Source organism: Pseudomonas sp. NY8896 (assembly GCF_039634505.1).
On sequence record NZ_CP132350.1, the window covers coordinates 2,316,116 to 2,328,490 of the forward strand.

Below are 12,375 nucleotides of genomic sequence, written 5' to 3' on the forward strand. Positions count from 1 at the left end.
GAACGGAGCGCAGTTGCTGGGCATCAGGGAGAGCGTCCATGAATCAGGAAACCAGGCCGGCACCAGCCGGCTTCAGTGAACAGCAGTTGCACACTTTGTTCGAGTTGATCAGCGATGGCATCTGGGACTGGAATGCCAACACCGGTTACGTTTATCGCAATCCAGGCTGGTACACCATGCTCGGTTATGCCAGCCACTCCATGGCCAACTCGGTTTTTACCTGGGAAAGCGTGATCCATCCCGAAGACTACACACGGGTAATGGCGCATTTCGAGGCCTACATCAATCAGCGCAACGAGCGCTACCTCATCGAATACCGTTGCCGTTGCCAGGATGGCAGCTACATCTGGATCGAAGACAGCGGCTATATCATCGCGCATAACGAAGACGGCTCGGTGGCACGCATGCTTGGTGCACACCGCAACATCGACGCCGGCAAGCGCCTGGTGGCAGAGCTGGAGCAGAAGAACCAGTCGCTGGAATACCAGGTGGCCGAACGCACCCGTGAGCTGTCCTGGGTGAACCATCAGTTGCAGCGGCAACTGGACGAAAACCGTGAACTGGCCGAACGTGATGCGTTGACCCGTGTCGCCAACCGCTATCGGCTGGAGAAAGCGTTGCAGTTGGAGTGCGAACGCGCTCAGCGCTTCCGCCAGCCGTTATCGCTGATCGCCATGGACATGGATGATTTCAAGCCCATCAACGACCGCTACGGTCACGCCCGTGGCGATGCGGCGCTGGTCCGGGTGGCCGAAAACCTGCACACCTGCTTGCGCGAATTGGACCTGCTGGCGCGTTGGGGCGGCGACGAGTTCGTCATCGTGCTGCCGCAGACCATGCTCGGGGAGGCGCTGGAGGTGGCGGCGCGCTTGCGCCAGGCGATGGAGCAGCTGGAACCGGTGGGCGATTGTCGGCTGACCATGAGCTATGGCGTGGTGCAATGGCGGGAAGGGGAAGACCAGCACGCGCTGCTGGCGCGGGCAGACAAGGCGCTTTACCGGGCCAAAGATGCTGGCAAGAACGCGATTGCCGAGTGATTGGGCCGCTTCAGGCATAAAAAGGACCCGCTGCGCCTCACGGCGCAGCGGGCCAATTCGGCCTCGGCCGCTTCAGTGTCAGATATGCAGTGCGTGGCCCAGGGCGCGCAGGGCGGCTTCCTGTACCGCTTCACCCAGCGTCGGGTGGGCATGGATGGTGCCCGCTACATCTTCCAGGCAGGCGCCCATTTCCAGTGATTGGGCAAACGCTGTGGACAATTCGGAAACCGCCACGCCAACCGCCTGCCAGCCCAGGATCAAGTGGTTGTCACGCCGCGCCACCACGCGCACGAAACCGCTTTTCGCTTCCAGGCTCATGGCCCGGCCGTTGGCGGCGAACGGGAACTGCGCGACGATGCAGTCCAGGCCTTGCTGGCTGGCCTGCTCCGGGGTTTTACCGACCACCACCACTTCCGGGTCGGTGAAGCACACGGCGGCAATCGCAGCCGGTTCGAAGCGGCGGGCCTTGCCGGCGATGATTTCGGCGACCATTTCGCCCTGGGCCATGGCCCGGTGCGCAAGCATCGGCTCGCCAGCCACGTCGCCGATCGCCCAGACGTTGTGCATGCTGGTTTGGCAGCGCTCGTCGATGGCGATGGCGGCACCGTTCATTTTCAGCGCCAGGCATTCCAGGTTGAAACCTTGGGTACGGGGCCGACGGCCCACGGCCACCAGCACCTGGTCGGCTTCCAGGCGCAGTTGCCCGCCCTTGCCGTCGTTGGCCAGCAGGCAACCATTTTCGTAGCCTTCGACGCTGTGGCCCAGGTGCAGGGCGATGCCCAGCTTCTTCAGCGACTCGGCCACCGGGGCGGTGAGTTCGCTGTCGTAGGTTGGCAGGATGCGCTCACGCGCTTCCACCACGCTTACCTGCGCGCCCAGCTTGCGGTAGGCGATGCCTAGCTCCAGGCCGATATAGCCACCGCCCACCACCACCAGGTGTTGCGGCAGGGCTTTCGGTGCCAAGGCTTCGGTCGAGGAAATCACCGGGCCACCCAGCGGCAGCATCGGCAGTTCGACACTGCTGGAGCCAGTGGCCAGCAACAGGTGTTCGCACTGGATGCGCTGGCCATCGACCTCGACCTGCTTGCCGTCGAGCACCTTGGCCCAGCCGTGCACCACTTTCACCCCGTGCTTTTTCAACAGGGCGGCAACACCGCTGGTCAGGCGGTCGACGATGCCGTCCTTCCAGGCCACGCTCTGGCCGATGTCCAGGCGTGGTGAAGCCACGCTGATGCCCAGTGGCGATGGCTCGGTGAAGCGCGATGCCTGGTGGAACTGCTCGGCCACGTGGATCAGCGCCTTGGAGGGGATGCAGCCAATGTTCAGGCAGGTGCCGCCCAGTGCCTGGCCCTCCACCAGCACGGTGGGAATGCCCAGTTGTCCGGCGCGGATAGCCGCTACATAACCGCCAGGGCCGCCGCCGATGATCAACAGGGTCGTTTGAAGGGTCGGGTTCATGTTCACTCCACGAACAGGCAGGCGGGTTGTTCGAGCAGGCCACGCACGGCCTGGATGAACAGTGCGGCGTCCATGCCATCGACCACGCGGTGATCGAACGAGCTGGACAGGTTCATCATCTTGCGCACGACGATCTGGCCGTCGATCACCACTGGTCGCTCGACCATGCGGTTGACGCCGACGATGGCCACTTCCGGGGTGTTGACCACGGGGGTGCTGACGATACCGCCCAAGGCGCCGAGGCTGGTCAGGGTGATGGTCGAGCCGGACAGCTCATCACGGCTGGCCTTGTTGTTGCGCGCAGCGTTGGCCAGGCGCGAAATCTCGCCAGCATTGGCCCACAGGCTGCCCGCTTCGGCATGGCGCAGCACCGGCACCATCAGGCCGTTGTCACCTTGGGTGGCGATGCCCACATGCACCGCGCCATGGCGGGTGATGATCTGTGCTTCGTCGTCGTAGGTGGCGTTGATCTGCGGGAAGTCACGCAGTGCCACGACCAGGGCGCGTACCAGGAGCGGCAGCAGGGTCAGCTTGCCTCGGCTATCGCCATGCTTGCTGTTGAGTTGCTGGCGCAGGGCTTCCAGGGCGGTGACGTCGATTTCTTCCACATAGCTGAAATGCGCGACCCGGCGCTTGGCGTCCTGCATGCGCTGGGCGATCTTGCGGCGCAGGCCGATCACCGGCACCTGCTCGCTGTCGCTGCGCTTGGCATAGCCACTCGGCGCTTGCCCGGCAGCACGCTGTGGCTTGCTCATGAAGGCGTCGAGGTCTTCGTGCAGGATGCGCCCGGCCGGGCCGCTGCCATGCACGTAACGCAGTTCGATACCGGCATCCAAGGCGCGTTTGCGCACGGCCGGCGAGGCCAGCGGTTTATCGCCTGGCTGGCGCGGCACGATGGGTGCGGCTTCGTGCTGGGCGGGCGCCTGGTACGCGGCGGGTTTCATCTCTTTCTGCGGTTCTGGTTTGGCGGCCACTGGGGCCGATGGCGTGTCTACCGGCTTGGCCTGTGGCGTATCCACATGGTTGCCGCTGCCTTCCACTTCGATGCGGATCAGTTCGCTACCGACCGCCATCACTTCACCGGGCTGGCCACCCAGGGCCAGCACCTTGCCACTGACCGGCGAAGGAATTTCCACGGTGGCCTTGTCGGTCATGACGTCGGCCACCACCTGGTCCTCGGCGATGATGTCACCGACCTTGACGAACCATTCCACCAACTCGACCTGCGCGATGCCTTCGCCAATGTCCGGCATCTTGATGACGTGCGTGCCCATTCAGACCTCCATGACCTTTTTCAATGCCGCACCTACCCGCGAAGGCCCTGGGAAGTAAGCCCATTCCTGTGCGTGAGGGTAGGGGGTGTCCCAACCGGTGACGCGTTCGATCGGCGCCTCCAGGTGGTGGAAGCAGTGCTCCTGCACCAGCGACACCAGTTCGGCACCGAAGCCGCAGGTGCGGGTCGCTTCGTGCACCACCACGCAGCGGCCGGTCTTTTTCACCGACTCGACGATGGTGTCCAGGTCCAGCGGCCACAGGCTGCGCAGGTCGATCACTTCGGCATCGACGCCGCTTTCTTCGGCGGCCACCTGGGCCACGTATACCGTGGTGCCATAGGTGAGCACGGTCACGTCATTGCCAGGGCGGGTAATGGCGGCCTTGTCCAGCGGCACGGTGTAGTAGCCGTCGGGTACGGCGCTGTGCGGGTGCTTCGACCAGGGTGTTACCGGGCGGTCGTGGTGGCCGTCGAACGGGCCGTTGTACAGGCGCTTGGGCTCCAGGAAAATCACCGGGTCGTCGCATTCGATCGAGGCAATCAGCAGGCCTTTGGCGTCATACGGGTTGGACGGCATGACGGTGCGCAGGCCGCACACCTGGGTGAACATCGCTTCCGGGCTCTGGCTGTGGGTCTGGCCACCATAGATGCCACCGCCGCAAGGCATGCGCAAGGTCAGCGGGACGATGAACTCGCCGGCCGAACGGTAGCGCAGGCGCGCCATCTCGGAGACGATCTGGTCGGAGGCGGGGTAGAAGTAGTCGGCGAACTGGATCTCCACGACCGGGCGCAGACCGTAGGCACCCATGCCAACGGCGGTGCCGACGATGCCGCTCTCGGAGATTGGCGCGTCGAACACGCGCGACTTGCCGTACTTGGTCTGCAGGCCTTCGGTGCAGCGGAACACGCCGCCGAAGTAACCGACGTCCTGGCCGTACACGACCACATTGTCGTCGCGCTCGAGCATGACATCCATGGCCGAGCGCAGGGCCTGGATCATGGTCATGGTAGTGGTGGCCATGGCGGTTTCCGGGTTGATGCTGTTGTTGTGGTCGTTCATCTCAAACCCCCAGTTCCTGGCGTTGACGGCGCAGGTGGTCGGGCATCTCCTTGTACACGTCCTCGAACATCGAGGCGGCGCTCGGGATGTGACCGTTGGCCAGGGTGCCGTACTGCTCGGCTTCTTTCTGCGCGGCAATCACCGCCGCTTCGAACTCGGCCGTGGTGGCCTGGTGTTCTTCCTCGGACCAGTGGCCGATCTTGATCAGGTGCTGCTTCAGGCGGGCGATCGGGTCGCCCAGCGGGAAGTGGCTCCAGTCATCGGCAGGGCGGTACTTGGACGGATCGTCCGAGGTCGAGTGCGGGCCGGCGCGGTAGGTGACCCACTCGATCAGGCTTGGGCCCAGGCCGCGACGAGCGCGCTCGGCAGCCCAGCGCGAGGCGGCGTACACGGCGACGAAGTCGTTGCCGTCAACCCGCAGCGAAGCGATACCACAACCCACGCCACGGCCGGCAAAGGTAGTCGACTCGCCACCGGCGATGGCCTGGAAGGTAGAAATGGCCCACTGGTTGTTGACCACGTTGAGAATCACCGGGGCGCGGTACACGTGGGCAAAGGTGAGGGCAGTGTGGAAGTCCGATTCGGCGGTGGCGCCGTCGCCGATCCAGGCCGAAGCGATCTTGGTATCGCCTTTGATCGCCGACGCCATGGCCCAGCCGACCGCCTGCACGAACTGAGTGGCCAGGTTGCCGCTGATGGTGAAGAAGCCGGCTTCGCGTACCGAGTACATGATCGGCAGCTGTCGGCCCTTGAGCGGGTCGCGCTCGTTGGACAGCAGTTGGCAGATCATCTCGACCAGCGACACGTCACGGGCCATAAGGATGCTTTGCTGGCGGTAGGTCGGGAAGCACATGTCGGTGCGGTTCAGCGCCAACGCCTGGCCGCTGCCGATGGCTTCTTCGCCCAGGCTCTGCATGTAGAAGGACATCTTCTTCTGCCGTTGGGCAACCACCATGCGGCTGTCGAAGATCCGCGTCTTGAGCATGGCGCGCATGCCTTGGCGGAGAATTTGCGGGTCGATGTCTTCGGCCCACGGGCCTTGCGCGTCGCCGTGCTCGTCAAGCACGCGGACCAGGCTGTAGGACAGGTCGGCAGTGTCGGCAGCGTCGACATCGACAGGGGGTTTACGGGCTTGACCTGCATCGTTGAGGCGCAGGTAGGAAAAATCGGTCTGGCAGCCTGGCCGGCCGGTGGGCTCGGGCACATGCAAACGCAGGGGGGCGTACTCGTTCATGCTTTTTACGCTCGCTCGGGTATTTGTTTTTGTGAGCTCTGAAGCGGCCGCCGCTGAATACCGGCTTGTGACTGGTAGGTCAGCGTCATCTACATGTTAGTGGCCCGGCGGGAGAATTTTTCTCTCAAGTTGGTTGCCTTTGCCGAGCGGGGCAGATAAACATTCCGCATAAACACAAAAAACCGGTGATTTTGTCTCATGCGCAAACTCGATCGTACCGATATCGGCATTCTCAACAGCCTGCAGGAAAACGCCCGCATCACCAACGCCGAGCTGGCACGCTCGGTCAACCTGTCGCCCACGCCCTGTTTCAACCGGGTGCGGGCCATGGAAGAACTGGGGGTGATCCGCCAGCAGGTGACCTTGTTGTCGCCCGAGGCGTTGGGGCTGGATGTGAATGTGTTCATCCATGTCAGCCTGGAAAAACAGGTAGAGCAGTCGTTGCACCGCTTCGAGGAAGAAATTGCCGAACGGCCCGAGGTGATGGAGTGCTACCTGATGACCGGGGACCCGGATTACCTGCTACGGGTGCTGTTGCCGAGTATCCAGGCGCTGGAGCGCTTTCTCGACTACCTGACCCGGTTGCCGGGGGTGGCAAATATCCGCTCGAGTTTTGCCTTGAAACAGGTGCGCTACAAGACGGCCTTGCCGTTGCCGGCCAATGGCATGACCTTGCGCGAATAGAAGAGGCCCCAGGCGTTCGAGAGGCTGCTTGATATTTTAAACACCCCCAGCCTATGTTGTTGTCAGCCTACAACAACAAGGACAAGCGTCATGAGCATCGCTCAGCTCCAGGGCATCGATGAAATCGAATGCGTCACCCCCGACCTCAACGGCGTCCCACGCGGCAAGGTGATGACCGCCGAAGGCTTTCTTGAAGGCCGCCGCCTGCAGATGGCCCGTGGGGTGCTGCTGCAATGCATCATGGGCGGCTACCCGCCGGCGAAATTCTACGGCAGTGACGACGGCGACCTGGCGTTGGTAGCCGAACCCAGCCAGGTTCATCGCTTGCCCTGGAGCGATGACGGTCGCGCCCTGGCCATCTGCGATGCCAATGAACTGGATGGCCGGCCCTCGGCACTGTCCACCCGGGGCCAGCTTAAGGCCGTGATCGCCCGCTACGCAGCGTTGGGTCTGGCACCGGTAGTGGCGACCGAGCTTGAGTTCTTCGTGTTTGCCCCCAACAGTGACCCGCAGCAGCCGTTCCAGCCACCGCTGGGCACCGACGGCCGCCGCGAGCTGGGCCATTCAGCGTTCAGTGTCAGCTCCAACAACGGCCTGCGCCCGTTCTTCAAAGAGGTGTACCAGTGCATGGCCGCGCTCGGCCTGCCGCGCGACACCTTCATGCACGAAATGGGCGTCAGCCAGTTCGAGATCAACTTGCTGCATGGCGACCCGCTGCTGCTGGCCGACCAGACGTTCCTGTTCAAGCACCTGCTCAAGGAAGTGGCGCTCAAGCATGGGCTGACCGTGGTGTGCATGGCCAAGCCGTTGGCGCGTACGCCTGGCAGTTCCATGCATATCCACCAGAGCCTGGTCGAGGCCAGCAGCGGGCGTAATGTGTTCAGCGACGAGCAGGGCCTGCCGACCGATACCTTCTACCACTTCATCGGCGGTTTGCAGGCGTGCATGGCCGATTTCACCGCGCTGTTCGCTCCCAACGTCAATTCCTATCAGCGCCTGTGCCACCCCTATGCCTCGCCGAACAATGCCTGCTGGTCCGAGGACAACCGTGCCGCCGGTTTGCGTATTCCGGCCAGTGCGCCGGCCGCGCGACGGGTCGAAAACCGTTTACCCGGTGCCGACGCCAACCCCTACCTGGCCATCGCCGCCAGCCTGGCCGCCGGGCTGCACGGCATCGAGCAGCGCCTGCAGCCGTCGCCCGCCATCCAGGGCGAGTTCGAAGTGCCCGAGCACCTGAGCCTGCCGTGTACCCTGCATGCAGCCCTTGAAAGGCTCAAGCGCAGCACACTGGCACGGGAACTGTTCGGCAGCGAGTTCATCGAAGGCTACATCGCCAGCAAGACCCTGGAACTGACCGATTTCTACGATGAGATCACCCCGTGGGAGCGCCGGGTGCTGGCGGCACAGGCCTGATCGCGACACGACCTGCATCGGACACGTCCTCGCCGCGGCATTTTGCTGGCGGGGGCCTGCACTGACCGGCATTTGCCCTTATGCTGCTAGCACCTACCGCCACCTGACCAGGGAGCTTCTCGGTACGTATGCGAAATGTATGGAAGCCGTTTCAGTCGTTGTATTTCGCCGCGCTGATGATGTTGATCGGCTCGGGCCTGCTCAGTACCTACCTGGCCCTGCGCCTGGCTGCCGACCATGTCGACAGCCTGTGGGTGGGTGCGTTGATGGCGGCCAACTACTTTGGCCTGGCGGTTGGCGGCAAAGTCGGCCACCGGCTGATCGGCCGGGTAGGGCATATACGCGCCTATGCCACCTGCGCCGGTATTGTCGGCGCCGCAGTGCTCGGTCATGGCCTGACCAACTGGCTGCCTGCCTGGGTGGGGCTGCGCATGATCGTGGGCTTGGGCATGATGTGCCAGTACATGGTCATCGAGAGCTGGCTCAACGAGCAGGCCGATGTGAAACACCGCGGCGCGGTGTTCAGCGGCTACATGATCGCTTCGTACCTGGGCCTGGTCCTGGGCCAGCTTATTCTGGTGGTCCACCCGCAGCTCGGCCCTGAGCTGCTGATGCTGGTAGCGATGTGCTTTGCCCTGTGCCTGGTGCCGGTGGCGATGACCCGGCGCATTCACCCGGCGCCCTTGCGCCCGGCCCCGATGGAGCCGAAGTTCTTCATCAAGCGTGTGCCGCAGTCGCTCAGTACGGTGCTCGGTTCCGGGTTGATCGTGGGTTCGTTCTACGGCTTGGCGCCTTTGTATGCCTCAAGCCAAGGGATGACGACCGAGCAGATTGGTCTGTTCATGGGTAGCTGCATTTTTGCCGGCCTGCTGGTGCAGTGGCCGCTGGGATGGTTGTCTGACCGTTACGACCGGGCAGTGCTGATCCGTAGCGTGGCAATAGGCCTGGCGCTGGCCGCTGCGCCATTGGCGATACTGCCCAGTGTGCCGCTGGAGCTGCTGTTCGGTATCGGCTTCCTGATTTCGTTGCTGCAGTTCTGCCTGTATCCGCTGGCTGTGGCGTTTTCCAACGACCACGTGGAGAGCGAGCGGCGGGTGTCGCTGACGGCCATGCTGTTGGTGACCTATGGCGTGGGCGCGTGCATCGGGCCGCTGGCGGCGGGTGTGCTGATGAAGATGCTGGGCGCGCAGATGCTGTATGCCTTCTTCGTGTTCTTTGCGCTGGTGCTGGTGTGGCGCATCCGACCGAAAGCGGTTACCGGCCTGCATCAGGTGCAGGACGCACCGCTGGGTCACGTGGCCATGCCGGCGGCCGGCTCACCGCTGTCGGCAGCGTTGGACCCACGGGTGGATGAGCAGACTGTGCAGGACGTGATGCAGGCACCGGTGGCGGCGGAGGATACCGAGGAGGAAGAGAAGACCGCCGAGCAACAAGCGGCTGCGCCGGAAGGGGAGGTCAGCAAGTCCGTTTAAGCTTGTGCCGGCCCTTTGCGGCTAAACCCGCGAAAGGGTCGGCACAGGAGGACCACAAATGAAAACGCCACCTCGACAGGTGGCGTTTTTGCAATCAGCCGACGATCAATAGTCGTCTTTGTCGAACCGCCGCGCCTCACGCTGCAGCTGGTACACAAAGCTCTCGATCTTGCGCTGTGCCTGCCCGCTCAGGTTATGGAAACGCACGCCGGCAAAAGTGGTGTTGATGCGCTCTTCATAGTGCAGGTGACGCAGCTCGACCATGGTGTCCACCAGGCCGAGCGGGTTGCCCGCCTTGAAGCGCTCATACACCTGGCCCAGTTGCAGGCGGTCTTCGACATTGCCTTCGAAGCGCAGTTTGCAGCCGGTGGCCGAAATATCCAGCAGCTTGCCGCGCAGGGCGCCGTTGCCCTTGAGGTGGGCACCATCGAGGATGATATCGACCAGCTGCGACAGTTTCAGCGCGGCACGGAAGGCGTTGCGGCGCTGGTGGTAGGTCATCTCTTGCGGCAGGGCGCCGCTGTAGCAGCGGTGGCCGTTGACTTCGCTGATCTTCAGCTCGTGGTCGCATTCCCAGGCGATGCGCACGCCATCGTGGAAGCCTTCGACGCGAAAGTGCTCGCCGTTTTCGATGAACTTCTCGCCGTCACGAGGGATCATCTCGTCCAGTGCCAGGGTGTTGCTTTCTCGGTCCACGTGTACCACGTAGCTCTGGAAACGCTGGCTGCGGTCGTGGAAGGTGATGATCAGGGGGTCGTGGCTTTCCTGCAACTGCCGCAAGTTGGCCGCAATTTCCAAGGGGGTGCTCAGCACCTTTGGTGGTTGCGGGGCATCGGATTCATTGAACACGGCTTATCGTTCTCCAGGCAAAAGCGACACACGCAAGTAACGGCATTTTGCCAGTATGTTCCGTGCCTTGATAGAAAAATCACACTTGGCTGAGGGCGCGCGGCTTGGCCAGCGGCGAGGTGCTGCCGCGGCTGTCGTAGAGCGAGGGCGAATCGCCGCCCATGAGGATCCTGACCTGGTTGTTGGTGACGTGTTGCTGCACCTGGATGATCCGGCCATTGGTCTGGTTGACCTGTTGGCAGTCGTCCATCAGTTGCGACAGCATGTCGAGGCGCTGCAGCATCACATCGCCATGCGGCGACTGCGCGGCTACCGCCTGCACACCGCTGCGGTCGGCACTCAGGCCCAGGCTGCCGAGCAATTGGCTGCGGCGCTGGCCGTGCTGCTCGAGCAAGATGATCAACGACTGCTTGCGCGCCAGGATTTGCTCCAGCAGCGGCATGTCGCGGCCATGCAGGGCGATCGCCTCCTTGTGCAGAAGGTCGAGCAGTTCCTGCATCGGGGCAATGTCATCTTCGATCAGTTGCAGCAAGGTGGTGTCGTGCATGGCTAACTCTTGGCTTTTCTAGCGTCCGTGAAGTCAGCGCGCCGTACGGTCAGCGCTGGGCTTCGAAATCGAGCAGTTTGCTGGCGACCCGGCCGGCATCGACCTGGTAGCTGCCGTCGGCGATCGCCTGTTTCAACTGGGCCACACGGGCGCTGTTGACCACCGGCTCGTCGCGCAGCTTGTCGCTGATCTTCTGCAACTGCTGTGCCTCTTGGCTGAGGTGTACCGCTTCTCCGCTGGTGCTGGTGGCACTTGCCGCTTCCTGGCTGGCTGCCGGTTTTTCGGCGCTGCCGGACGCGGTGTTGCCGCGCACGCCGCCCGTGACGGACGGAGAGTTATTCAAACGACTGAAGTCGATGACCATGATCAGAAACCTCTGGGTATTTGGACGCTTGCCTTGTTTTCGGCCAACCCGATAGAAACTTTAGGCACAAATGCATCGCCGCCTGTCAGCAAGCTCGCGAACCCGTGTTCTGACACAGTTTAGGAAAAGCGGTTCCTCACTGCCAGCGCAATCTGGTGGCTGGCCTACATACTCACCTCGACCTGGCCGGGGCCGGTCACCCTGGCCTTCACCACTCGCTTGGAGTTGAGGTTGCGTACCCGTATCTGCTCGCTCAGGCCGCCCTTGCTCAGGGCCTCACCCGGCATGCGCACGCTCAGGCTGCCACTGCGGGCAATGATCACCACTTGATCTCCCTTGCGTACCACCTCGGCCTGTTCCAGGTGTTGCGGGGTGAGCACCTGGTCGATCACCGTGGGGCGTAGCATTTTCATGCCCACCGCCTGGTCCAGCTCGGTCAGAAAGCCCTGGCCCAGGGTGCCGACATCCCGCTCGCGCAGGGCCACGTCACCTTCGCCCACCGTGTTGTCGCGCTTGAGCGGGCGGGTAACCACCACCACGTCGCGGAACAGCCGCACGGTGGCGGGGACGAACACCGTCCACGGCGCCGCGCCATCGCAGCGCACCCGCACTGTCACGCGGCCCAACGGCTGAGCCGGGCTTTCCAGTGAGGCGTCCAGCTGCTGACTGCACAGCGGCATGCGCAGGCGCGGGTCCAGTGGGTTGACCTGGATTTCATAGCGGCCGGCGGTCTGGGTGGTGGCCAGATAGTCTTCGACGGTGAATTCAAGAAACCCTTGGGTGACACCGATAAGCTGTTCAGGCAAGGTAAACGCGTCCGCCACCGTGCGAACGCCGGGCACCAGCAGACACAGGGTGGCCAGCGAGCCAGTCAGCAGGCGCGTCAATCGTCGGAAAAATGTCGTTTTCGTGTGCATGACGCTCAAAAAAGCAAAGCCCGTGCCGACTCGCTACCTGAGTTGCAACGAAAGGCTGAAAGATAAA

General features: G+C 63.1%; 12 protein-coding genes. 4 read left to right on the forward strand and 8 right to left on the reverse strand.

Annotation, left to right across the window (positions count from 1 at the left end; genetic code table 11):
* The first annotated feature begins 38 nt into the window (after positions 1-38).
* The gene (locus tag Q9451_RS10380) at positions 39-1,037 is read left to right on the forward strand and encodes a diguanylate cyclase (protein WP_012273545.1); all 999 of its coding nucleotides are present in this window, start codon (positions 39-41) and stop codon (positions 1,035-1,037) included.
* 78 nt (positions 1,038-1,115) lie between these two features.
* On the opposite strand, the gene lpdA is transcribed toward Q9451_RS10380, so the two are convergent.
* From lpdA to Q9451_RS10400, 4 genes are read right to left on the reverse strand one after another with little or no spacing between them, the layout of a single operon-like run.
* Entirely contained in the window at positions 1,116-2,495 is a 1,380-nt protein-coding gene (lpdA, locus tag Q9451_RS10385) for a dihydrolipoyl dehydrogenase (protein ID WP_012273544.1), read from the reverse strand.
* 2 nt (positions 2,496-2,497) lie between these two features.
* Positions 2,498-3,769: a dihydrolipoamide acetyltransferase family protein gene (locus tag Q9451_RS10390; RefSeq protein WP_012273543.1), complete on the reverse strand. Its 1,272-nt coding sequence runs from the start codon at positions 3,767-3,769 to the stop codon at positions 2,498-2,500.
* Positions 3,770-4,828 carry an alpha-ketoacid dehydrogenase subunit beta gene (locus Q9451_RS10395; protein ID WP_345960913.1) on the reverse strand — a complete coding sequence of 353 codons (1,059 nt, stop codon included), beginning with the start codon at positions 4,826-4,828 and terminating at the stop codon, positions 3,770-3,772.
* 1 nt (position 4,829) lies between these two features.
* Positions 4,830-6,062, reverse strand: a complete 1,233-nt coding sequence (locus Q9451_RS10400; RefSeq protein ID WP_012273541.1) for a 3-methyl-2-oxobutanoate dehydrogenase (2-methylpropanoyl-transferring) subunit alpha — start codon at positions 6,060-6,062, stop codon at positions 4,830-4,832.
* A 198-nt stretch (positions 6,063-6,260) separates the two neighbouring features.
* Here Q9451_RS10400 and bkdR point away from each other — a divergent pair, with 198 nt between their 5' ends.
* The 3 genes from bkdR (at position 6,261) to Q9451_RS10415 (ending at position 9,631) form a co-directional block, all read left to right on the forward strand.
* Positions 6,261-6,746 carry a Bkd operon transcriptional regulator BkdR gene (gene bkdR / locus Q9451_RS10405; RefSeq protein ID WP_012273540.1) on the forward strand — a complete coding sequence of 162 codons (486 nt, stop codon included), beginning with the start codon at positions 6,261-6,263 and terminating at the stop codon, positions 6,744-6,746.
* 171 nt (positions 6,747-6,917) lie between these two features.
* Positions 6,918-8,159: a glutamine synthetase family protein gene (locus Q9451_RS10410; RefSeq protein ID WP_171577281.1), complete on the forward strand. Its 1,242-nt coding sequence runs from the start codon at positions 6,918-6,920 to the stop codon at positions 8,157-8,159.
* Between the two features lie 128 nt (positions 8,160-8,287).
* Positions 8,288-9,631, forward strand: a complete 1,344-nt coding sequence (locus Q9451_RS10415) for an MFS transporter (RefSeq protein ID WP_012273538.1) — start codon at positions 8,288-8,290, stop codon at positions 9,629-9,631.
* Positions 9,632-9,736: 105 nt separating this feature from the next.
* On the opposite strand, the gene Q9451_RS10420 is transcribed toward Q9451_RS10415, so the two are convergent.
* The 4 genes from Q9451_RS10420 to flgA all read right to left on the reverse strand — a co-directional run bounded on the left by Q9451_RS10420 (position 9,737) and on the right by flgA (position 12,308).
* Positions 9,737-10,480: a flagellar brake protein gene (locus tag Q9451_RS10420; protein WP_012273537.1), complete on the reverse strand. Its 744-nt coding sequence runs from the start codon at positions 10,478-10,480 to the stop codon at positions 9,737-9,739.
* Between the two features lie 79 nt (positions 10,481-10,559).
* Positions 10,560-11,027, reverse strand: coding sequence for a flagellar protein FlgN (locus tag Q9451_RS10425; protein ID WP_012273536.1), 468 nt, complete (start codon positions 11,025-11,027; stop codon positions 10,560-10,562).
* Between the two features lie 49 nt (positions 11,028-11,076).
* The gene (gene flgM, locus Q9451_RS10430) at positions 11,077-11,391 is read right to left on the reverse strand and encodes a flagellar biosynthesis anti-sigma factor FlgM (RefSeq protein ID WP_012273535.1); all 315 of its coding nucleotides are present in this window, start codon (positions 11,389-11,391) and stop codon (positions 11,077-11,079) included.
* 164 nt (positions 11,392-11,555) lie between these two features.
* Complete coding sequence (gene flgA, locus Q9451_RS10435; protein ID WP_012273534.1) at positions 11,556-12,308, reverse strand: flagellar basal body P-ring formation chaperone FlgA; 753 nt, start codon at positions 12,306-12,308, stop codon at positions 11,556-11,558.
* Between the last annotated feature and the right edge of the window lie 67 nt (positions 12,309-12,375).

Bases quoted from the DNA above. Each gene is read 5' to 3' on its own strand.
- Q9451_RS10380 (WP_012273545.1), top strand. From the start codon at position 39: ATGAATCAGGAAACCAGGCCGGCACCAGCCGGCTTCAGTGAACAGCAG.
- lpdA (WP_012273544.1), bottom strand. From the start codon at position 2,495: ATGAACCCGACCCTTCAAACGACCCTGTTGATCATCGGCGGCGGCCCT.
- Q9451_RS10390 (WP_012273543.1), bottom strand. From the start codon at position 3,769: ATGGGCACGCACGTCATCAAGATGCCGGACATTGGCGAAGGCATCGCG.
- Q9451_RS10395 (WP_345960913.1), bottom strand. From the start codon at position 4,828: ATGAACGACCACAACAACAGCATCAACCCGGAAACCGCCATGGCCACC.
- Q9451_RS10400 (WP_012273541.1), bottom strand. From the start codon at position 6,062: ATGAACGAGTACGCCCCCCTGCGTTTGCATGTGCCCGAGCCCACCGGC.
- bkdR (WP_012273540.1), top strand. From the start codon at position 6,261: ATGCGCAAACTCGATCGTACCGATATCGGCATTCTCAACAGCCTGCAG.
- Q9451_RS10410 (WP_171577281.1), top strand. From the start codon at position 6,918: ATGACCGCCGAAGGCTTTCTTGAAGGCCGCCGCCTGCAGATGGCCCGT.
- Q9451_RS10415 (WP_012273538.1), top strand. From the start codon at position 8,288: ATGCGAAATGTATGGAAGCCGTTTCAGTCGTTGTATTTCGCCGCGCTG.
- Q9451_RS10425 (WP_012273536.1), bottom strand. From the start codon at position 11,027: ATGCACGACACCACCTTGCTGCAACTGATCGAAGATGACATTGCCCCG.
- flgM (WP_012273535.1), bottom strand. From the start codon at position 11,391: ATGGTCATCGACTTCAGTCGTTTGAATAACTCTCCGTCCGTCACGGGC.
- flgA (WP_012273534.1), bottom strand. From the start codon at position 12,308: ATGCACACGAAAACGACATTTTTCCGACGATTGACGCGCCTGCTGACT.